The following is a 21299-nucleotide window of genomic DNA, read 5'->3' as shown; positions in this document are numbered from 1 at the left end:
GCGCCTCTCTAGCTTTGCGCAATGAGCCAGCGGGCAATGCCGGGCCATGTCTCGCCCAGCGTCTTGCGCCCCATGAACAGGCCGATATGGCCGCCGGGCACCAGTTTCTTCTCGATCTGCTTCTTCGGCGTGCCGACGAGGTCCTCCGCCGCGAAGACCTGCTCGCTGGTGGTGATGTCGTCCTCCGTGCCAGCCAGCAGATAGACCGGGCAGACCACGTCCTTCAGGCTGAGGCGCCGGCCGAGACCGACGAACGCGCCCTTGGCGAAGCGGTTCTCCTTGAAGATCTGCTCGATGGCCTGGAGATAGTAGACGCCGGGCAGGTCGAGCGGGTTCTCGTACCAGGCGGCGAAGGTCTCGGTCCGGTCGAGATAGTTCCTGTCGGCGAGGTTCTGGTAGAGCCGGACGAACTTGTCGACGTAGTGCTCCTCGGGATGCATGTTCTTCCAGCCGGCGAGCATGAAGCGCCCCGGCATCAGGCCGCGCCCGAGCTTGACCATGTCGCGATAGCTCTTCAGCGGCATGGTCTGCGCCATCTGCTTGATCGGGCCGTTGCCGGCATCGGCATCGATCGGCGAACCCGCCAGCACCAGCGACTTGACCTTGTGCGGGAAGCGCGCGGCCAGCATCGCACTCAGCCAGCCGCCCTGGCAGAGCCCGACCAGGTGCACCTCGCCGCCGAGATCGTCGATCGCAGCGTTCAGTTCAGCCAGATAGGTGTCGATGCTGAAATACCGCATCTCCTGCGTCGCCGGCTTCCAGTCCGTAACGAGGACATGGTCGACGCCGTTCGCCAGCAGCACCTCGACGAGGCTCTGGCCTTTGTCGTAATCGGCAATGGTCGCGCCATGGCCGGCATAGGGTGCGTCGACCAGGACGGGAATGCTGCCGGCAACGGCCTTGCCGAACTCGCGCAGGCGCATGGTGGGCAGGTCGAGGCGCACCGTGTTCGGTGTCGCCCAGTCCGGCGGCGGCGGGCGGGTGATCTTCACGGCTTCGGACAGGAAATCGAGATTGCGCTCGGTCAGGCGCAGCGCGGCATCGACCGGCCAGAACCAGGGCAGGCTGAGCGCGGCGGAGCCGCTCTTCGGCTGACTCGCTGCCTTCGTCGCGTTGCGGTTGGTCGCCATGGTCGAAACACTCGCTAATCGATCGGCCCCGGAGGGTAGACAGGCAACCTGATAGAGGCAAACGCCTCTATCAGGTTGCCGCCGCAGGTGTGCAGTCCCACAGCGAGCGGAATTCGCGCTCCGCCTTACCCGATCGCTCCCACCATGCCGACGACGACAGGCCCCATCAGCGGCAGCAGCACATTCGAGATGGCATAGGTCACGGTGTAGCCGATCACCGGTGTCGAATTGCCCGCGAGTGAAACCAGCGCGCTGATGGACGGCGTGCTGCAATGCTGGCCGGCGATAGCGCCGAGCAGGATCGGCGCCTCGATCTTCAGCAGGTAGCGCCCGATATAGAGCGAGGCGAGACCGGGCAGGACCGAAACCAGCACCGACAGCAGCGGCAGCACGAGTCCGTATTGCTTGAGCAAGGCGAAGGCATCCGGACCGACAGAAAGGCCGACCGCGGCGATGAAGGTCGCCAATCCGAAATCCTTCATGAACTCGGCCGCCTGCTGTGGGATGGCACCGAACTGGGGATGGTGCATATGCAGCCAGCCGAAGACCAGACCTGAGACGAGTGCGCCGCCCCCCGTGCCGAGCGTCAGATTGAGCGGGCCGACTTGAACAGCTATCCCACCAATGAACAGGCCCACGAGGATGCCTAGCCCGAGCATGACGAAGTCGGTCGTCGAGGTTGCAGGCAGCGGATGTCCAAGCTCGGACGCAGCATGGGTGATCGCCTCTTCCGAGCCGTAAAGTGTGAGGACGTCGCCTTGTTCCAGCACGGTCCCAGGCAGGGCGGGGACGGCCTGACCGAGGCGACGGACCTGCGAGATGAACACGCCTCGCCGCTGCTGATCACTGGCCAGCCGGCGCAGATCACGGATCCGCAGCCCCACAGCTTCGCGCCGAACCAGCACGACCTGGCGCTCGACCAGCGGAGCGTTGTCTCCGGCCGGCATCGCGACCTCTGCTCCAAAGCGCTCCCGGATTGCGATGACCGAACGCCGCCGCCCGATGACCAGCACGACATCCTCGGGTTCGAGCAGGGTGTCCGGCGTCGCCTTGGCGAAGCCGGAGCCGGTTCCGACCTGCTCGATCGTCACCACGCCGTTGACACTGCTCTCGAAGGCCCCGACCGTGCCGCCCCCCGCCGAGCCGGCGCGAAACGCGCGCGAGACGATCTCGGGCACGCCGTTTTCCTTGCTCCCGTCATCCTCGGCGCCAAGCTGCCGCGCCAGGGCGGCGGCCTCCTGTCGCAGGTCGATCCGCAGCAGCAGCGGACCGAGCTGAGTCGTGAAGACGACGATGGCGACAAGCCCGAACAGGTAAGTCACGCTGTAGGCGGTCGCCATGTTGGATTGGAGCCGGGCGATTTCGGCAGCGGGCAGGGACAGGCGGCCGATTGCGTCCGAAGCCGTGCCGAGCACGGCCGATTCCGTCGCCGAGCCCGCAAAAAGGCCGGAAGCCGTGCCGGGGTCCAGGCGAAACAGCAGGATGGCGACCACGAGCAGCGCCAGCACGGTACCGATCTCGACGAAGGACAGGATGCCGTAGCGCAGGCCGCCGCGAATGTTGTTGAAGAATTGCGGGCCGGCGGTGAAGCCCAGCGCGTAGATAAACAGCGCGAAGGCGACGTTCTTCAAATCGGCGCTGAGCGTCACGCCGAGTTGCCCGATTGCCAGTGCAACGAACAGCGTTCCGCAGACGCCGCCGATCTGCACGGGGCCGATTCTGATCTTTCCGATCAAATAACCAAGGGCGAGGGACAGGAAGAGGGCGACGACGGGTTGCGCGACGAATGACACGATGACACCCGGGTATGAGGAAGAATGACTTCGATTGGTTGATGGGCCGCGTCATACTGCTGATCATGACGCAAAGGCACTAAGCATTTTTGAGCGAAGTCGACCTCGGTTCGCGTGAAGAAAATGCGATAAAACGAAGACCTAGAGCTACTCCGCGATTCGAAGAATTGCGGAATTGCTCTAGGAGCATTCCGCCGTCGGATTCCGGAGCCGCGTCGGCTCCGGCCCTGTTGCATCGAACAACGGTGAAGCGCCTCAGCCTTTCGGCTTCTTGCTTCCGGCTTTGCCGCCGCTCTTCTTGCCGGAGGAACCCCCGCCCTTCTCGAAGACCGCGTGCAGTTCCTCCGCCATGCCGCGCAGAGCACGGCCGATATTGGCGTATTGGTATTCGTTCAGATTGGCGAGCGAAGCGCGCCCGGCGGGTTGGCGCGTGCCGAAGCCCCGGCCGGGCAGCAGGACGATGCCGGTCTCGTCGGCAATCCTGAACAGGAGTTCGTCCGGGTTGACGTTCTTCTTGATCCAGGCCGCGAACGCCGGCCCGTAAAGGCTCAGCGCCACCGCCTCGAGGTCCAGCAGCGTGTAGTAGTCGACCGCATTCGGATCATTCTCTTGCGGCACGCCGAGTTCGCGATAGAGCGCGGCCTCGCGCCGGCGGATCAACTTCTTCAGCTCGGCCTTGTAGCCGTCAGCCTCGTCCATCAGGGCGAAGAGCGAGAACAGCACCATCTGGACCTGCTGCGGCGTCGAAAGCCCGGCGGTGTGATTCAGCGCCACGGTGCGGCTGTCGGCGACGATGCGGTCGATGAAGCGCAGCTGGCTGACGTCCGGCAGAAGCGAGCCATAGCGACGGTCCAGCGCCTGCCTGGCGCTCTTGGGCAGTTCGTCGAGAGCCTTGTCGAAGATGGAATCCTGATGCGTCGCGATAACTCCGAGGCGCCAGCCGGTCGCGCCAAAATACTTCGAGAAGGAGTAGACCAGCATCGTGTTGTGCGGGCAGATCGCGAACAGCGAACGAAAATCATCGGCGAAGGTGCCGTAGACATCGTCGGTCAGGATGAAGAGGTCCGGCCGATGCTCGCGCACGATGGCCGCGACCTTCTGGAGGCTGCGATCGTCCATCTTCACCGAGGGCGGGTTGCTCGGGTTGATGCAGAAGAAGATCTTGATGGCCGGGTCCTTGAGCTTCTCCAGCTCGGAATCCGGATATTGCCAGCCCTTTTCGGGGTCGGCGTCGATCTTGACCTCGACCAGCCCGTATTCGTCGAGCTCGGGGATTTCGATATAGGGCGTGAAGACCGGCATGCCGATCGCCACCTTGTCGCCGCGCTTGACCAGTCCGTTCTGCTTCAGCGTGTTGAAGATGTAGGTCATCGCCGCGGTGCCGCCCTCGACCGCGAACAGATCGACGCTGCTCGGCGGGATGAAGCCGCCGATCATCTCCTTGACGATGTAGTGCCGGACGATCTCCTCGCTCACCTGGAGCATCCGCGGCGGCACCGGGTAGTTGCAGCCGAGAATACCTTCGACCATCTCGTGCAGGAAGGCCGAGGCCGAGAGACCGAGCTGGTCGCGGACATAGCTCAGCGCCCGGCCAAGAAAGACGACGCCGGGATGTTCGCGGTTCTCGGCGATGAAGCGTTCGAACCGCCCTTCGATGCCCTCGATCTGCGGCAGCCCGCCAATGCCGTTGGGCATGTAGGAATAGGACAGCTCCGCCTCTGTCGTCGCGAACAGCCCGAGCCGGAAGAAGGCCCGGCGCGGCAGCGTCGCCAGGAAGTTCGGATTGCCGCGCCCGGCATTCAGCATCAGGCGGTTTTCCTTGCCTGAAGCGAGCTTGATCAGTTCGTCCTTGAGCTCGAATGGGCTGAGCTTCGAATACTTGCTGTAATCGGTCGCCATCATACGTCTCCTCGATCAGATCAGGCGAAGGCCACGACAAGCGGGCCGAGCAAAGTCAGGAACACGTTCGCCAGCGCATAGGTGATGGCGAAGGGCGTGGTCGGGATCGAATTCCCGGCCTTGTCCAGCACCTCGCCGAAGGCCGGGTTGGCGCTGCGCGAGCCCGAGAGCGCGCCGGCAAAGACCGCCGTGTTGTCGTAGTGCAGAATGTAGCGGCCCACGAGCATGGTGATGATCATCGGCAGGATGGTCACAACCACGCCGATCAGGAAGATCGACAGCCCGTGCTGGATGACGGTGCTGACCGCCTGCTGGCCCGATTGCAGACCGACCACGGCGACGAAGCCGGCAAGGCCGAGATCGCGCAGAAGCGTCGAAGCCGCCGTCGGCATGTTGCCGATAGCGAGGTTGCGGCTGCGATACCAGCCGAACAGCAGGCCGGAGAGCAGCGCACCGCCGCCGCTGCCCAGCGTCAGCGGAATCGAGCCGATGCGGACGACGATGAGGCCGATCAGCAGGCCGACGACCAGTCCGAGCCCATGGAAGACGAAGTCCGTCTTGTCGCTGGCGACGAGAAGCGTGCCGACGACCTTGGCCACGCGCTGGACATCCTCGGCCGTTCCGTAGAGCGTCGCGACGTCGCCGGCTTCGATGACGGTGTCCGGCTGGAGCGGAAGCGGCTTTCCCGCCCGCTGCAGCCCGATCACATAGATGCCGTGACGCAGGCTTCCGGCGGTCGCCTCGTTGATCTGCTTTACGGTCTTGCCGATGAAGTCGCGATTCGCGACGGCGACGTCGCGGCTGAGCACGACCAGATCCATGCCCTCGGAGGATTGGAGCTCCGGACCGATCTGGCTGGCCACGTTGACGACGCCCCCGCGCCTGCCCACGATGAGAACGATGTCGTCGGCCATAAGCTTGAGATCAGGCTCGACGCCGATCACCGAGCCGCTGCGCTTCAACCGCTCGATGGCGAAGGGGGAGCTGCCCGCGAGTGCCTCGACCTCGGAGACCGTGCGGCCGGCAACACCCTCGACCTTGAACAGGCGCCCAACCAGATCGGGCGCCGCCGGGTGCTCGCCAACGCCATAGACGCGGATGCCGGCGAGCATCTCGGCTTCCGCCTTCATCGCGTCGTCGCGGATGCTGCGCCCCATCAGCCAAGGCAGGATGTTGACGCAGACGATGATCGCTCCGAAGGAGCCGAAGATGTAGGTAACCGCATAGCCCACGGCGACATTGCCCTGGAGACGCTGAACCTCTTCGGCGGCCAGGCCGAGCTTGCCGATCGCCGCGCTCGCCGTGCCGATGATCGCCGATTGGGTCAGCCCGCCGGCCGCAATCCCTGCCGCCAGCCCCTTGTCGAGCCCGAACATCCTGGCGAGGATGACGACGGTGGCGAGCCCGCTGAGCGCCAGCACAGCCGCCATGACGATCTCGCGGAGGGATTGCCGACCGAGCGAGCGGAAGAATTGCGGCCCGCTCTCGAAGCCGACCGCGTAGATGAACAGGGCAAACAGCACCGACTTGACGCCGTTGTCGATGGTGACCCCGACCTGGCTGATCAGGACCGCTGCCAGCAGCGAACCGGCGACGCCGCCAAGCTGAAACTTTCCAAATTGGAATTTCCCAACCCAGTAGCCGACTGCCAACGACAGAAACAGGGCGATTTCAGGGGATTGATGGAAAATTGAAGCGAGCGCTATCATAAATCCCCCCAAGCCATCGGAAGCCACCGAAGGTCGATCGATATCGGTCCCGGTTCTTACTTTCGCTCGCAGATCAAAAGCCGCCGCGGTGCTTGCAAAATTCCATCCGCGATGCGACCTCGCCGCACGCGGCAGATCCTTCGAAGCCTGACGCTATGCGATGCAAGGCCTCGCGAACATCGGGAGAATCCCGGTGGAGGACCGGGAAATACCCTTTGGTTGTGGTCGGGCGGGCTCAACCGTGGCAGGCAACCGGGCTTTGCCCACCCCAAATACAGCGTTACTCCCGATAGACCGATGTCGCGTGGCCGAGAGATGATCGGTGCATCCAGGCGGTGAAGCGACCCTATGCCAATGCCGGAAATGGAGGCGCCGAAAACGCGGCCGACGTAATCAGATCACCTCACCTTACGCCAAGATTTGCAGACGCCCTCAGCCTGGGCGACCTGCGCAGCGCATATCGGCGATCCAATCTGCACATGTCGAGGCTAATATGCGGGTATTCATCAAGACAACGATCATCGGCGGCCTGGTCTTCCTCCTCCCGCTGGCCATCATCTCCGTTCTGCTCGATCACGCCCTCCGTTTCGCGCTCAAGGGGGTCGAGCCGGTCTCGCACGCGCTCAGGCTGGAACAAATGGGCAAGGTCGCCGGAATCGGGGCCGCCACCCTCATCGCCATAACCCTGCTGGTTCTCGTCGCATTCGCAGCCGGCCTGGCAGCTCGAACCAGATTCGGCTATCGCCTCTCGCAATGGCTCGAGGCAATCAACGGCGAATGGGTCACGGTTTTCGTTCCCCAGGCCCCGACACCTTTGTCCGGCAACGTCATGTACCTACCGAAAGGCCGCATTCGGGCCATGGATATTGGAATCGTCGAGGCGATGACAATCGTGAGGCATATCGGCGCCGGATCGCGCGCCGCGCTCAAGAGCGTCGATCTGACGCCGCCGGCTGACCAGTAAGCTGCCTTGGTTATGAACGATCTTTGGGACGTCCCGCGGCGTGGCCTACCCCAACCCGCCGGATATGATGCGTGAATCGGAATCGTCATGAGCGGACTCGCCCTGCAGACTTGTCTGCCCGGGAGAGAACCGGCTCTCGGCTCAGCTCCCGGAAATCCGCTGATCGAGCGGGGTGCCGACGGATGCCGGCCGATGACTCACTTGAAGAGCCTGTGATCAGAATCGCTTAATGATACTTAATTCGCCCCATCTCAAAGAAAATTAACAATATAGCTAAAGTACTAAAACCTGCAACAGCCACAAAACTCAGAAAACGCAACCAAAAAACAGCGCGAGAAGTTTGACTCGCAATCAATTCCTGAATTTCGCGCCCTGCCAGCTCACTCAAATCGGGCATTTCTTTCATAGCTTTGCCGCCTCCGCCAAGCGCAGAAAGCTATTGCCAGGCCCCGCTGGGCGCTATGCAGATTCTGCCAATTTCGCCCCAGACAAAGGAGCCGCCGGCGGCGCCCGCCTGAGCGTCGCAGAAGGCAATTCACCGAACATCTTGCGATACTGACCGGACAAGCGACCAAGCTCCGAGATGCCCCACCGATTGGCGATCGCCGCGATGCTCGCATCGTCACGAACGGCGTTCAGATCCTCTCGGATCCGATGCAGGCGCGTTCTTTGGACATATGAATATGGCGGCTCGCCAAGCACCGCTTGAAAGGCTCGGTGCAGCGTTCGATGCGACGTCGCAGCAGCCGAGGCGATCGACCGGATCGTCAAGGGCTGCTCCAGATTCGCGTCGATGAATTCGCGTGCGCGAACCACGATACGGGCCAAACCGGTTGGATCGTAATGCGTCATCTGCGGGTGCGGCGGCCGGCATAACTGGCCAACAATCCCCTCCAGCAATATGCGCCCCACCGCGGGCAAGACCGTTTCGTTGGCCCCGTCTTCGGCCGCGTGGATTTTCTGGAACTGGAGCTGCAGGTATTGCAGCAATCCCCCCTCTAAGGGACGGCTGGAGACGCCGCTCCGCGAAGGGCGGTGGTCAATGAGGATCAAGCCCATCTCCTCGGCGACCTGGTCCATCTGCGCCGTGCTCAGCGTCGCTGACGCATACAGCGAATTCGGCATGTAGATTCCATCATGCAAGTCACCTTGCAGGTAGACGCCGAAATCTCCCGTGCCCACTTCATTGAACCATTGTCGCGAGCCGGGCGGCAGGCGAAGCCCCAGGCCCAAGGTCACCATGTCCTGGGAAAGTACCCCCTTGATCGACACCATGCCGTCGATCAAGCCAGTATTGTAGATGACGCCCTCATGCTCGGCGACAGCCAGTGTCCCGTTCAGGGATGGGCGCGACAACTGCACGGCCGAGAGCCCTGCACCATGGACGGCGTCGGCCAAGTCTTCGATTTTCGAAACGGAATGACGCGACCAGCCAGGCAACTGTTTTGGATGGTTCATCGCCCCCCCTCGAACAAGCACCCAACCTAGCATCGAGGAGCGGGGTCCTCATTGCAACTTTGGGCGGGGGGATTTCCTGTTCTACAATGGGCAGTTCCGGGAGATTTCCGAGCGCCCGACGCAAGACTCGCCTCGACGCTGCCGTCGAGAATGTCCTCGAACAAGCGAACCATCGGGAAAAACCGCGGAGCCTTACAAGCTCCGCGGGGGGAGCGGCTGCATCACCCCAAAGGCCGTCGCCGCCCGGGCGAACGGGTCGGTGACAGCCAGCCAGATTGATAGAGAAATTCAGCGATCCTTGAATCGTAAAATTTCTCTATTTTATCGTTTTATAGCACTTTCCTTACGCGAGCCGATGTCGGCATCGCTCGAAAATGCTCTAGCTGACGACGATATGGAAGGCCTCGGCGAAAGTCAGGTCGACCATGTCGCCTCGCCGCAGTCTCTGCAGCGCCGCCTTGACGGCTGGATCCACGACTTTGAGGGTGCGCGGACCAAACGGGCCGACATAATTAACAAGGCTGGTTGCGGCGTCGAACTGCTCGAACTTCGCCGTCAGCGTAACGGCCCGCACGACGTATTTGTCCGGCAGATTCTGGAACGTCGATTGCGTTGTCGCGTCCGCATAGCCGATCCCCGGCCTGGCATTGCGCCTATTGCGACGGACATCGACGACGGCGCCCTCGACCCGGCTGATATCAACCATGTCGCCTGCCCGGAGCCGCTCGAGATTGCCGAATACCGGCGGAACCTCGACGAGCCACCTGTAGCCGCGCTGTTCGACCATCACCGCGCGGTTGGGCCGGTCGACCGAGACCACCTGGACCCTCAGACGCTCAACCTCGACCGGCCCCACCCCGGAGACGATCACCGTCTGGGTGGTAATCTCCGGGTAGGTGGCGCAGCCGGCAATTCCTGCGGCAATCGAAAGGGCGAAAATCAAACCAATATGCTTCCGCATGCGGCACCTCTTCGCTGAATGGAAACGACGGCCAGAATCCGGCGTGTCGTTCGGATCGCAACCACGGTAGCGCAATCCACCACCTCAAGTTTCGTCTAAACGCTGACGAATGCCCATCTCGGCAAACCCCTGTACGCCCCTCGGGGAAACCCGCGTATCGGCGGCGTAATGCTCCCGAGACCCGGGCGATTGGCTTTGCCCATGCTCCCCGACATCCTCCGGCCAGGCCCGGAAGCGCGCAGACTGGCACGAATTGCTGCCGAGCGTCCAAACATTATGCGATCTCCCAAGATCGGAAACCGTGCGAAGCGCCTATCGGCGAGCGATTAACTGACGGTCGACCTCGGCGCTGTGTCCTCACCCCTGAACTTCCGGCACGTGAAGCGGCTTGGGCACCAGCTTGATGCCGTTCTCCTGAAGCGTCAGCCGCACCCTGGCGAGGATCGCCTTGCGAATCTGAAACTGCCGGCCAGCCTTCGCCTTGAACTTGCCGCGGATTACCAGCGTGCCTTCCTCCAGGGCAGCGATCCCCTGACTCTTGAAAGGCTCAAGCAGGTCGGGGTTGAGCTCGGGGTCTTCCGCGATTTCCTGGCCCACCTTCTTGAACAGCTTCCGCACGGTGTCGACATCGGTGTCCAGCGCGACGCGAAACAGCATCTTCTCGATGACCCATTCCCGGCTGAAATTCTGGATCTTGCCGATCTGCCCGTAGGGAATTGTCGCGACGGCGCCGCGCGGATGCCGCAGGGAAACCGATCTCAACGAGATCTTTTCGACGGTGCCCTTGGCGCCGGAAGTCTCGATATATTCGCCTTGCCGGAACGCATCGTCGACGAGGAAGAACAAGCCTGCCACGACATCCTTGACCAGGGTCTGCGAGCCGAGGCCGATCGCCAGGCCGAAGATCGAAAGCCCCGTGATCAGCGGCCAGACATTGATGCCCAGCATGACGAGGACGGTGAGTGCGCCGAGCGTCAGAAGCGCCGCCTTGGCGAAACCGACGATCAGCGGCCCGACCGTACTGAGCCGAGTCGCGACCAAAGCCGGTTCGGCCTCGGGATCATCCGCCGGCCTGCTCCGGAAGCGCCCGGCGAGGATGGCCACCCAGTTCCAGCAGAAAGCGATCACCAGAACGAGGAGGAGGATCTCCGCGGCCTTGACCGCGACCACTCTGCGCGGGATCCCGACGGCATCGACAAGAGGCTGGAGCCAGAGCATCGCAAGGGCGGCAAGGATCGCGGCCGCCACGACGATGCGCAGGCTTCGCCAGAGGGCGCCGGATAATTCCCCGCCCTGCGCACGCGCCGCTCTCCTGCCGCGCGTTTCGATCGCTGCATCCAGATGCGGACCGGCCAGGACCAGCAGAAGCGACAGCAGCAGCGGCCCGCCGCGCGTCGGCCTGCCGAGGATCAAACCGATCTGCGTGAAACCGAAGGCGAATATCACGAGCGCCACGACCAGCCAGGGCCACAGCGTCGCCAGCTTGTTGCGCAGCGATCCCGCCCGGCCGCCGAAGGACACCGCCTTTGTGACCAGCCGGTGATGGCGGATATAGGCTATGGCAACGAGGGCGGTGAACGGCAGCGAAACAGCAAATGTCGCGAAGATGTCCCGAACGGCATAGGCGGCGTTCCAGGCGCGCAGGCAGGCCAGTACCACCAGTCCTGCGCACGCGAAGCCGATCGCGATGGCCAGATCCCGCCGCCACGGCCCAAAACTCGACCTGCCGCCGCCGGCCAGAGGAAGGCAGATCGCCGCAGCCGCAGCCGAGATGACGACCGAGTTCACCAGCGCTCCCCGCAACACCGGCTCCGGGACGAGCCATAGCAGGAGCGCTGTGAACACCGCCGTGACCACGATCGCGGCGCACGACCACACCGCCACATGAAGCAGCAGCCCGGCGGCTCCCCGCTTCGTGAGTTGCCTGGCTGCTGCCGCCGTGGCGGCAACCGCGAGCGCGCAGAGCAAAGCCGCTCCCAAGGCCAGGAGCACCGGGCGATACCCCGCGGCTTCGAGCGCCGCGACGTAGTCGCGCCAGCCGTCATGGGCGGTCGCCCATCCGGAGAAGCGGCTCGACAGCCCAATCTCGAATTGGGAAGCGAAGCGATCGACCAGGGCCGGCGCTGCTCCCAGATCGTCCGTCACACCATCCGTAGCCATACCGCCTCATCCGCTCAATTGACCCAAACTGTCGAGGACACGCATCCGCATCGCTCCCGCACATCCGGCTGCCGGCCCCGCGCCGGCAAAGAAAGCTACGGGATCGGGAGGCTCGATGGTGCGATTGCGCAGAGGCAGGAACATGCGAGGCCGCCGAGCACCGGCATGGGCGCGACTGGCAATCACGGCTTGGCGCCGCATCCGCCCGCGGCCGCGCTGGCGGCATTGTCCGCGGCTGGCGGCTTCGAGGTGGCGGAAGCGATGTCGCAGTGCGACGCCCGCTCGTCCCGAAGCATCTTGTAGGCCACGTAGTATTTGTAGATATTGGCGACGTAGTCGACCGTTTCGCGCCCGACCGTCGCCGCCGCGCCGTGTTCGACATTGTCGAACCAGCGATCGGGATCGAGCCCCATCTGTTTCGCCCTTGAGCGAAATTTCCGCAGATTGCCCGGGCCTGCATTATAGGCGGCAAAGGCGAACAGAACACGTTCGGTTTCCGGGAGGTCGGCATCCCCAATATAGGTGCGGATGAGGTGGCGCAGATAGATTGCCCCGGCCTCAATGTTCCTGGCGGCATCACTCTCGATACCGGTGACGCCCACTGCCTTGTCGGCAGCGGTCGCGGGCAGGAGCTGCATCACGCCGACCGCCCCGCGTTTGCTGCGGCGGCTCTGGTCGAGCTGCGATTCCTGGAAGCCCTGGGCTGCCAGCATCAGCCAGTCGAACCCCCGACGCTCTCCCTGTTGCCGGAATGCGATTTCAAGCGAAGTGAAACGCTGCAGCGTTTCCGGCGCCTGAGCATTCTTCAAGATCTTGTCGCTGTTGAAATAGCGCCGGACGATGTCGTTGCCGATCGCCGTACCGAGCCTGTGTTCGGCGACGAAGGCTGCAAGCACGGCGGCGAGTTCCGGGCTTCCCTTCCTGAACGCCCAGGCAACGGATTGCCCGCTCGCCACGGCGAGATCGGGCCGCGGCGTCAAGTTGGGGAGGATGGCAGACCAGACCTTGGCCTTGTGATCGTCGACGACGACATAAGGCAGCAACCCGGCCTGAACCATGTCGAGAGCGTCCTCGTCCTCCAGCCGCTCGTCGAGCGCCGTGATCCTGATCGGTTCGCGCCCCTTGGCGACCAGCTCTGCGCTCAGCGCCTGGAGATGCAAGGCATAGCTGCTCGATGTGCGGACACGGACCTCGCGGCCAGAAAGATCGTCAAGCGTCGCGAGGGCCGGCGCCGACGGGCCCGTCACGAGGATTTCCGCGACCTTGTCGGTCCAGGGTGCGGCGAAGGCGACCTGCTTTTCACGCTCCGGCGTGATCGTCAGGTTGGCTGCGGCGATATCGCCAAGGCCTCGGTCGAGCGCCGGCAGTATCCGATCCCGCCGTGTCGGCACGAACACCACCTGGATCCGGAATTTCCCGGTATGATAGCGCTTGTTGAGCCAGTCCTCGAAACGCCTGCCGAGCTCGGCGGCAACACCCGCCCGCCGTCCACGATCGACGAAGAACAAGGTTCGGCTATAGGGCACAAGAACGCGCACGATGCGGCGCTGGCGCATCGCCTCGAAGTCGCCGAACCAGGATTTGACGAGGGGCAATCCGAGCGTGTTGGAAGACCCGGAGGGCACTCCGGTTTCCGCCCGCCCGGCGATGGGAAGGCAGATGAACGTCGCCAGGAGCACCCGCCCGAGCCATCCCGCCATCGACACCTTCACGGGATGCGCTCCATCGGGCCACAAGGCTCCTTGCCAATACCCTGCACCGCCCTCGTTGAACACCGAGTCGGACGGTGCGGGCCAGCTTCGGAATCAGATGCTCCCGCCAAATTCGGAGCATGGAAGGCTTTAACTGCCGTCGCTCCCGTTTTTCGGGAGCGACGGTGTAACGTTATCTCGGCGAAGCCAGGCCGGACCAGCGGATTTTACGCGCGGTCAGCCCGGCAACGCCGGTTCGATCAGCGTGGCGCCAGCCTTTCGAGATCGCCCAGCCGCTTGAGAGCCGCCTGCTGCTGCAGCAGCCCGTAATTGATCCCGGCCGCGTTGAGGGAGCTTCCCGTCTGGAAGGGGTAGTCGCCGAAATCGGAGAAGAACTCCTTGACCTTCCCTTGGATCGGTACCAGCAGCCACATCTGCTGGCCGAAGAACTTCATCGCCTCGCCGCCCTCCTTCATCCCGCGCTCATAGGGATCCATGCGGAGATTGGTGATCATCGCCCAGGATGTCACTTCGCGCGTCGCGGTCGCGATATTGCCTTCGCTGGCGACGGCAAAGCTGACTTTCCAGTCGTTCCAGCGCACGGCGTTGAGGTTGCCGCCCTGGTCGAAGTAGAACATCGTTTCGCGGGGTCCCTTCTTCTCGTCCCCCTTGAGGAAGGGCATGAAGTTGTAGCCGTCGAGATGGACCTTGAAGGTCTTGCTGCCGCTCTGGAAGCCGGTCTTCATCTTCTCCTTGACGTCGCCGAGCCCGGCGGCGGCGCAGAAGGTCGGGAACCAGTCCATCAACGTAATCATCTCGTTGACCTGCGTGCCCGGTTTCACCGTGCCCGGCCAGCGCACCATCATCGGGATGCGGAGACCGCCTTCCCAGGTCGTGCCCTTCTCGCCCCGGAACATCGTCATCGCGCCATCCGGCCAGAGCGCGATCTCGGCGCCGTTGTCGGTGGTGTAGAGCACGATCGTGTTGTCGGCGATCTTGAGATCGTCGAGCTGCTTGAGCAGCTGTCCTACATGCCCGTCATGCTCGAGCATGCCGTCGGCATGGATGCCCATTCCGGTCTTGCCGACCGAGTCCGGCTTGAGATGCGTGAAGACATGCATGCGAGTCGAGTTGAACCAGCAGAAGAACGGCTTGTTCGCCTTGGCCTGGCGGTCGATGAAATCCTTGGCGCCGGCCAGGAACTCCTCGTCGACCGTCGGCATGCGCTTGGTGTCGAGCGGGCCGGTATCCTCGATCTTGCCATCCGCGCTGGATTTGATGACGCCGCGAGGCCCGTATTGGCGCTTGAAGGCCGGATCCTTCGGGTAGAAATAACCTTCGGGCTCCTCCTCGGCATTGAGATGGTAGAGATTGCCGAAGAATTCGTCGAAACCGTGCCGCGTCGGCAGATGCTCGTCGCGGTCGCCGAGATGGTTCTTGCCGAACTGGCCTGTGGCGTAGCCTGCAGTCTTCAGCGCGTCCGCAATCGTCGGCATCCAATCCGTAATGCCATGGGGGTCGCCCGGCATGCCAATCGTCAACAGGCCGGTGCGAAACGGCTCCTGCCCTATGATGAAAGAGGCACGGCCAGCGGTGCAGCTCTGCTGGCCGTAGGCGTCGGTGAAGATCGCGCCCTCATTGGCGATGCGGTCGATATTGGGGGTGCGATAGCCCATCATCCCCATCGTATAGGCGCTGATCTGCGGAACGCCGATGTCGTCACCGAAGATGACGAGGATGTTCGGCTTCTTGCCGCCGCCGGCGGCCGGCGCCGGCTGCTGGGCCTGGGCTGTCTGCACGGGGGCGGCCGTCAAGGCACCCGCCGTCGCCGCCAGAGCCGTGCCGCCGAGAAGAATGCTGCGCCGGTTGAGAGCCTGCTGATCTCTGGACTGCGTGGACTTCTTTTCCATGGAACCGTCCTTCCGTCGATTGCGTGGCGCAGCACAATCCGCCGCCTCCGCGAGGGAGAGCAGGCTCAGCGCTGTGAAGTATCTTCGGTTCGATCACTTCTTTGATTTGAAGATCTTATCGATCGCCTTGATGATCGTGACGTTCGGATTGGCTTTGCAATAGACGATCACCTCGTGCTGATCCTCCTTGACGCGCGTAATCTTGGCACGGTGAGCCTTGGCAAGACCGTTATACCAGCCGCTATACCAAGTCGCCAACATGTCGGCATCCTCCTGGAAGGTCCCCGCGAGCTGCGCGCAGGTCAGCTTTTGAACATCGACATAGCCGTTCTTGTCCGCATAGGCCGTCAACGGCGTCTGGGCGGAAGCCGCCGAGCAGGCCAGCACCGCAACGCTCAACAGAATGGCTCTCATCATGGAACATGCCTCCGCATTGTCTTCATTAAGCAATATATTGGCGAGATTCATCGAAAATTACCTTCATCCTGAAAGTAATTTTCAAATCAACAAATCCCATCATCTTGATTATCGTCCGGCCATAAAGGCGGGCAAATCAGGGAGAGCCCTGAATCGAATGCGGGCATTCCCTGATATTCGAACGAGTTCCGGATGGACCGCCGGCTTCCTTTGCAGGGCCGGCGGAGCCTCGACGTCACCCGTCAGGAGCATCCCCTTCCCCCGCCGGCGTCCTGAACACCGGAAAAACGAGCGCACCTTCGAGATCGGCGTTGCAGGCACGACGATCGTCGAGCCATGACAAGGCGACATCCTTGCGCTGGAAGGCCTGGAGCCGCTCTGTCCCTCCTTCAGACCAGGAAACGGCCCATGCGACCGGACGATTGCCGCGAAGCAGCGCCAGAACCCGGTCCAAACCCGACGCGACGCCATGACGCCCGGATGAGCGCAGCGCCAGGATGGCCTCTGCGATCACCCCCTCCACGTCGCTCATCGTTCGGTTCGCCAGCCTGTCCCCTCCTCGCGGGAGCGCCTCACGTGACGGGCGTCCCTGGTTTCGGCCAGGCAGCGCAACCATCATCTCCAATCCCGTATGGGAGCCGTCGCCGCGCGGATGCCGCCGGCGCTATGGCCGCTCCGGCGGGAAAACCGTCTTCCAATCCGCTTTCATGTCGACAACCACCCAGCCTCGGGTGCGCGCCTCGTCGAGGGCCTTGTCGAGCTTGCCGAAAGTCGATTTGCGATCGTAGGCCCATTCCCGCTCACCATCCGTGTGGTGGACGAGCAAGGCCAGGCGCGGGCCGCTTCCAGCGACGGTGTATTGCAGCATCTGCAGGTCTCCGTCGGAATTGCCGAATGCGAGGATCGGACGACGCCCGATGAAGCGATTGATCCCCACCGGCTTGCCGGCGCCATCATCGATGAACTCGACCTTGGGCTGCTTGACCAGATGGAACTGGCCGTTCGGGCTGGCCATGAACTTGACGACACCCGACGATCCAACGACCTGCTCAGGCGGGATTCCATAGACCCTCTCTGCGAAGACGCGCATGAACTCGACGCCGCCACCGGACACGATGAAGGTCTTGAAGCCGTTCGCCCTCAGATGGGCCAGGAGCTCAAGCTGGGGCTGATAGACGAGCTCGGTGAAAGGGCGCTTCTTGGTCGGGTGGCGGGCGGTAGCCAGCCAATCGGAAACAGTTTTCTCGAAAGCCTCGGTCGTCATGCGGGAATGGGTCGCGGCGACCAGCTCCAGCAGCCCCTTCTCCCCGGAGGCGGCAAGGCCTTTCATGTCCCCGGCCAGAACCGAGCGGTAAGGCTCCTTGTTTTTCCACTCGGGATGCTGCGGCGCCAAGCGCTTGATTTCGTCGAAGGCGAAAAGCAGCTGGAAATAGCCGGGCTGCTCGGACCAGAGGGTCCCGTCATTGTCGAAAGTGGCGATCCGCTCGGCCGGCTTGACGAAATCGGCACCGCCTTCCTTCGTCACTTTGCCGACGAAATCGAGGATCGCCTGCTTGGCCTTGCCGTCGTTCCAGGAGGGCAGCGGGTCGGTTTGCGCGAGGACGCTGGCGGGCGCGAAGCCGAACAGCGCGAACATCGCCACGGCAAGGATCGTACGCAGCTTCGACATCGAATTCCCCACGATTTTGGCAAGCGGTGTGAGCCGCTGCTCCGCGCTCACCTCGAATTCACTGCCTATGACGTCCGGATTGCAATGCAGGGGCCGCGGCGTTTCAACGCCGCGGCCATGATGAGAGCTTGCTAGTTGTTGGCCGCGCGCAAGCGTTCCTCGATCTTGGTCAGGTTGAAGGAGCCCGGCGACTGGCTCGGCGGGTAGTCCTTCATCGATTGAAGGAACTGCGCTGCCAGCCCCTGGATCGGAACGATGACGAAAACGCGAGATAGGAACCAGTCATTGTAGACATTCGCGTTGTGCTGCGCCTTCTCGAACGGATCGCGACGCAGGTGGAACAGCAAGGGGACGCGCAGTTCGGTGAAGGGCTCGCGCCAGACGCCGAAGGCCTCGCCCCGATTCTCGAGAAACACCACCTTCCAGTCCTCGTAGCGCGCGGCGACGACCTGGCCGTCGTCATTGACGTACCAGAACTCCTTGCGCGGCGATTCCTTGGTCTTTCCGGAGAAATAGTCGAGCTGGTTGTAGCCATCGATATGGTTCTTGTAGGGGCGCCCGTTCAGCGTCACGCCCTTGAGCAATTGCTCCTTGATGTCCGCTGCGCCCGCCGCGGCGGCAAAGGTCGGCAGCCAGTCCTCATGCGCCACGATGCCGTTCAGCGTCGTGCCGGCGGGGAACTTGCCTGGCCAGCGGACGAAGGCGGGGACGCGATAAGCGCCTTCCCAGTTCGAGTTCTTCTCGCTGCGGAAGGGCGTGGTGCCGGCATCGGGCCAGGTGTTGTAGTGGGGGCCGTTATCGGTCGAGTAGAACACGATCGTATCGTTGGCGATGCCGAGATCGTCGACGAGCTTGAGCAGTTCGCCGACCATTCCGTCATGCTCGACCATGCCGTCCGAATACTCGTCCTGTCCCGACTTGCCTTGGCTGGCCGGCTTGATGTGGGTGCGGAAATGCATCCGCGTCGCGTTCCACCAGGTGAAGAAGGGCTTGTTGGCACGGACCTGGCGTTGGATGAAATCCTTCGCCGCAGCGAGGGTTTCCTCGTCGATGGTCTCCATGCGCTTCTTGGTGAGCGGTCCGGTATCCTCGATCTTGCCGTCGGCGGAAGCCTTGATGACCCCGCGCGGTCCGAATTTTTTCCGGAACTCCGGGTTCTTCGGATAGTCGGGGTTCTCCGGCTCTTCCTCCGCGTTCAGATGATAGAGATTGCCGAGGAACTCGTCGAACCCATGCTGCGTCGGCAGATGCTCGTCGCGGTCGCCCTGGTGGTTCTTGCCGAATTGGCCGGTCGCATAGCCTCGCGACTTCAGTACGGTCGCCATGGTGACGTCGGTTTTCTGCCAGCCCTCCTTGGCTCCTGGCAGGCCGACCTTGGTCATACCGCTCCGCACAGGCACGCTACCGCCGATGAAGGCGGCGCGGCCGGCGGTGCAGCTCTGCTGGCCGTAATAGTCTGTGAAGGAGACACCTTCCTTGGCGATGCGGTCGATGTTCGGCGTCTGGTAACCCATCATGCCGCGGTTGTTGTGGCTGATGTTCCAGGTGCCGATATCGTCACCCCAGATGACCAGGATGTTCGGCGGCCGCCCTGAGCCCGTTGCAGGCTGTGGTGCCGGCTGCTGGGCCTGAGCCTGGACTTGCGAACCGACGGCCGCAGCCGTGACGAAGGCCGTGCCCGACAGCAGAATCTTGCGCCGGTTCAGATCGCAACTGTCCCGCGCGGGAGTAGGCTGACTGTTCTCACTCACTTTCGAGGTCATGCTACTTCTCCTTGAAATGACGTTGAGCAACGGGCGGAAAGAGAAAACGGGAAGCCGCTCCATGGGACGGGTCGGGATCTCACAAAACCTGTGCTGAAGAGGCCACTCCCGTGCGCCGCTCGCTACGGGCAAACATCCCAGAAACCCTGCGTGCGCTCGGGATTCGAGTAGTACCAGCAATAGCCGGAGGCCGGCGGCGCACCGGCATAGGAGGCCGCGGCGGCCGCGGTGACGAAGCCGATGGCGGCCCCCGCAGCGATAGCTCCGCCCGGACGCCACCAGTAGGAGGCGGGACGCCGCCAGCCCGGCGCCACGACGGCAGGACGCCGCCCGGGCGCGACGACGCCTGGGCGGGGACGGGTTTTCACCGCCGCCCTTCCTCCCGCTGCGGCAACACCGCCACGCGGCCCCCGGACCACGGCACCACCACGACGAACGGCCGCGGCGGTCCAATCGATATTGGCATCCACGGGAATGACGAGACGACCTGAAACAATCTCCGGACTCGCCCGACCGACGGAATCAGGCGCGTCCAAAGCAAGCGCGGGGGCTGCGATACACATCGCGGCAGCCAGCCAGGCGGCGCGCGATACGATGACCCTGCCTTGATCGATAATGCGTGACGGCATGACGACCCCCTCGACGATCCGGCAGGAGCATGCCTCACATTCCGGCTGCCTTCTTCTAGGGAAATTGCTGAAACGCGGCGTCGAAGACCCTGAATCGCGATCTTGAGGTACATGAAAGGCTGGAAGGCCCGGAGGTGTCGTGGCGAGGCCCCTCACCGGGGAATCGCGACGGCCAACCAGGCCGACATCGGCGGACACGGCGCGCGAGCTTCAGGGTTTGCCCCAATAGACCTCAGGGCGGAATCATGGTGCTCCTAGCCGCAGAGACATCCCGGTGGATTGCCAATGACCCGAATCGCATCGCTGCTGGCAGTGGGCAGCCTGGCCTTTGCGGGGGCCGTCCAAGCTGCCGATCTCGCCCCGGCACCGTACCAGGCGGCTCCACGGCCCGATACGGAACTCCGGATCACGCCCTTTTTCTGGGCGGCCGGCCTCAACGGGACGATCGGCACCCGTCGCAACCTCCCGACCGTCGATGTCGATATCGCGTTTCGCGATATTCTGCACAACCTCGACTTCGCGGCGATGGTGGCAGGCGAGTACCGCAACGGCTCATGGGGTGTTCTCGCCGACCTGACCTATGTCGCAATTTCCGTAGAGAGAGATCGCGACCTGACTCTGCGCGCCCCCGGCTACACGAGCGCACAGCTTGCCTCGAAGACCTTCACCGCGACGGCGACTGGCTTCTACCGCTTTTTCGACAACGGGACCGTCAGCGCCGACCTCTTGGCCGGCGGTCGCATCTGGTCGATCTCAACCGATCTCGATCTTCAATTGGCCGGCGTGCTGCCGGTGAGCGCCGGCTCGTCCGAAACCTGGATCGACCCCGTCGGCGGCCTCCGTGTCCAGGCCAAGCTCGGCAACGGCTTTGGCATCAGCGGCTACGCGGATATCGGCGCCGGCAGCTCCCGACTGACCTGGCAGTTGCGCGGAACCGTCGACTATACCTTCAACCAGAACTGGACGGCCTCCATCGGCTATCGCCACCTCGCCGTCGATTATCGCCGTGGCGGGTTTGTCTACGACACCAGCCTGAGCGGCCCCATCGCCGGAGTTTCCTATCGCTTCTAGGGCGGTTCCAGCCGCATTTTGGACTGCACGGCGCCTCGAAAAAGTCTGACTATCTCTCGACAGCAAAGCCACTCA

At 63.1% G+C, this 21299-nt stretch carries 17 protein-coding genes; 2 read left to right on the top strand and 15 right to left on the bottom strand.

The genetic code is table 11. The features are described 5' to 3' along the window. Window positions 1-8: 8 nt before the first annotated feature. The 4 genes from ACWIEX_RS00225 to aspT (ACWIEX_RS00210) form a co-directional block, all read right to left on the bottom strand. Window positions 9-1130 (bottom strand): alpha/beta fold hydrolase, encoded by a 1122-nt coding sequence (locus tag ACWIEX_RS00225; RefSeq protein WP_454031155.1) that lies wholly within the window; start codon window positions 1128-1130, stop codon window positions 9-11. A 125-nt stretch (window positions 1131-1255) separates the two neighbouring features. Then, window positions 1256-2923 carry an aspartate-alanine antiporter gene (gene aspT / locus ACWIEX_RS00220; protein ID WP_454031154.1) on the bottom strand — a complete coding sequence of 556 codons (1668 nt, stop codon included), beginning with the start codon at window positions 2921-2923 and terminating at the stop codon, window positions 1256-1258. A gap of 255 nt (window positions 2924-3178) precedes the next feature. Further along, complete coding sequence (locus ACWIEX_RS00215; RefSeq protein ID WP_454031153.1) at window positions 3179-4825, bottom strand: bifunctional aspartate transaminase/aspartate 4-decarboxylase; 1647 nt, start codon at window positions 4823-4825, stop codon at window positions 3179-3181. 17 nt (window positions 4826-4842) lie between these two features. Beyond that, complete coding sequence (gene aspT / locus ACWIEX_RS00210; RefSeq protein ID WP_454031152.1) at window positions 4843-6531, bottom strand: aspartate-alanine antiporter; 1689 nt, start codon at window positions 6529-6531, stop codon at window positions 4843-4845. Window positions 6532-7024: 493 nt separating this feature from the next. Here aspT (ACWIEX_RS00210) and ACWIEX_RS00205 point away from each other — a divergent pair, with 493 nt between their 5' ends. Next, entirely contained in the window at window positions 7025-7495 is a 471-nt protein-coding gene (locus tag ACWIEX_RS00205) for a DUF502 domain-containing protein (protein WP_454031151.1), read from the top strand. A 226-nt stretch (window positions 7496-7721) separates the two neighbouring features. On the opposite strand, the gene ACWIEX_RS00200 is transcribed toward ACWIEX_RS00205, so the two are convergent. From ACWIEX_RS00200 to ACWIEX_RS00150, 11 genes are all read right to left on the bottom strand, one after another. Further along, on the bottom strand, window positions 7722-7901 hold the full coding sequence (locus ACWIEX_RS00200) for a hypothetical protein (protein WP_454031150.1): 180 nt from the start codon (window positions 7899-7901) through the stop codon (window positions 7722-7724). 53 nt (window positions 7902-7954) lie between these two features. Beyond that, on the bottom strand, window positions 7955-8953 hold the full coding sequence (locus tag ACWIEX_RS00195; protein WP_454031149.1) for a helix-turn-helix domain-containing protein: 999 nt from the start codon (window positions 8951-8953) through the stop codon (window positions 7955-7957). A gap of 379 nt (window positions 8954-9332) precedes the next feature. Then, window positions 9333-9914 carry a hypothetical protein gene (locus ACWIEX_RS00190; protein ID WP_454031148.1) on the bottom strand — a complete coding sequence of 194 codons (582 nt, stop codon included), beginning with the start codon at window positions 9912-9914 and terminating at the stop codon, window positions 9333-9335. 357 nt (window positions 9915-10271) lie between these two features. After that, window positions 10272-11882 (bottom strand): mechanosensitive ion channel family protein, encoded by a 1611-nt coding sequence (locus ACWIEX_RS00185; RefSeq protein WP_454031147.1) that lies wholly within the window; start codon window positions 11880-11882, stop codon window positions 10272-10274. 374 nt (window positions 11883-12256) lie between these two features. Further along, entirely contained in the window at window positions 12257-13849 is a 1593-nt protein-coding gene (locus ACWIEX_RS00180; RefSeq protein ID WP_454031146.1) for an MltF family protein, read from the bottom strand. 176 nt (window positions 13850-14025) lie between these two features. Beyond that, window positions 14026-15675, bottom strand: a complete 1650-nt coding sequence (locus ACWIEX_RS00175; protein WP_454031145.1) for an arylsulfatase — start codon at window positions 15673-15675, stop codon at window positions 14026-14028. Window positions 15676-15768: 93 nt separating this feature from the next. Beyond that, on the bottom strand, window positions 15769-16143 hold the full coding sequence (locus ACWIEX_RS00170; RefSeq protein ID WP_454031144.1) for an HdeA/HdeB family chaperone: 375 nt from the start codon (window positions 16141-16143) through the stop codon (window positions 15769-15771). A 184-nt stretch (window positions 16144-16327) separates the two neighbouring features. Continuing rightward, window positions 16328-16624: a hypothetical protein gene (locus ACWIEX_RS00165; protein ID WP_454031143.1), complete on the bottom strand. Its 297-nt coding sequence runs from the start codon at window positions 16622-16624 to the stop codon at window positions 16328-16330. Window positions 16625-16756: 132 nt separating this feature from the next. Beyond that, window positions 16757-17728: an HAD family hydrolase gene (locus ACWIEX_RS00160; protein ID WP_454033430.1), complete on the bottom strand. Its 972-nt coding sequence runs from the start codon at window positions 17726-17728 to the stop codon at window positions 16757-16759. 164 nt (window positions 17729-17892) lie between these two features. Then, window positions 17893-19524 carry an arylsulfatase gene (locus ACWIEX_RS00155; protein WP_454031142.1) on the bottom strand — a complete coding sequence of 544 codons (1632 nt, stop codon included), beginning with the start codon at window positions 19522-19524 and terminating at the stop codon, window positions 17893-17895. A 122-nt stretch (window positions 19525-19646) separates the two neighbouring features. Beyond that, window positions 19647-20021, bottom strand: a complete 375-nt coding sequence (locus ACWIEX_RS00150; RefSeq protein WP_454033429.1) for a hypothetical protein — start codon at window positions 20019-20021, stop codon at window positions 19647-19649. 417 nt (window positions 20022-20438) lie between these two features. Between ACWIEX_RS00150 and ACWIEX_RS00145 the strand changes: the two genes are divergently transcribed. Next, the gene (locus tag ACWIEX_RS00145; RefSeq protein WP_454031141.1) at window positions 20439-21224 is read left to right on the top strand and encodes a porin family protein; all 786 of its coding nucleotides are present in this window, start codon (window positions 20439-20441) and stop codon (window positions 21222-21224) included. Window positions 21225-21299 lie beyond the last annotated feature (75 nt).

It is taken from the genome of Allobosea sp. NPDC055353, from assembly GCF_053644975.1.
This window is presented reverse-complemented; position numbering and strand designations above follow the sequence as displayed.

Bases quoted from the DNA above. Each gene is read 5' to 3' on its own strand.
- ACWIEX_RS00225 (WP_454031155.1), bottom strand. From the start codon at position 1,130: ATGGCGACCAACCGCAACGCGACGAAGGCAGCGAGTCAGCCGAAGAGC.
- ACWIEX_RS00215 (WP_454031153.1), bottom strand. From the start codon at position 4,825: ATGATGGCGACCGATTACAGCAAGTATTCGAAGCTCAGCCCATTCGAG.
- aspT (WP_454031152.1), bottom strand. From the start codon at position 6,531: ATGATAGCGCTCGCTTCAATTTTCCATCAATCCCCTGAAATCGCCCTG.
- ACWIEX_RS00205 (WP_454031151.1), top strand. From the start codon at position 7,025: ATGCGGGTATTCATCAAGACAACGATCATCGGCGGCCTGGTCTTCCTC.
- ACWIEX_RS00200 (WP_454031150.1), bottom strand. From the start codon at position 7,901: ATGAAAGAAATGCCCGATTTGAGTGAGCTGGCAGGGCGCGAAATTCAG.
- ACWIEX_RS00195 (WP_454031149.1), bottom strand. From the start codon at position 8,953: ATGAACCATCCAAAACAGTTGCCTGGCTGGTCGCGTCATTCCGTTTCG.
- ACWIEX_RS00190 (WP_454031148.1), bottom strand. From the start codon at position 9,914: ATGCGGAAGCATATTGGTTTGATTTTCGCCCTTTCGATTGCCGCAGGA.
- ACWIEX_RS00175 (WP_454031145.1), bottom strand. From the start codon at position 15,675: ATGGAAAAGAAGTCCACGCAGTCCAGAGATCAGCAGGCTCTCAACCGG.
- ACWIEX_RS00170 (WP_454031144.1), bottom strand. From the start codon at position 16,143: ATGAATCTCGCCAATATATTGCTTAATGAAGACAATGCGGAGGCATGT.
- ACWIEX_RS00165 (WP_454031143.1), bottom strand. From the start codon at position 16,624: ATGAGCGACGTGGAGGGGGTGATCGCAGAGGCCATCCTGGCGCTGCGC.
- ACWIEX_RS00160 (WP_454033430.1), bottom strand. From the start codon at position 17,728: ATGTTCGCGCTGTTCGGCTTCGCGCCCGCCAGCGTCCTCGCGCAAACC.
- ACWIEX_RS00155 (WP_454031142.1), bottom strand. From the start codon at position 19,524: ATGACCTCGAAAGTGAGTGAGAACAGTCAGCCTACTCCCGCGCGGGAC.
- ACWIEX_RS00145 (WP_454031141.1), top strand. From the start codon at position 20,439: ATGACCCGAATCGCATCGCTGCTGGCAGTGGGCAGCCTGGCCTTTGCG.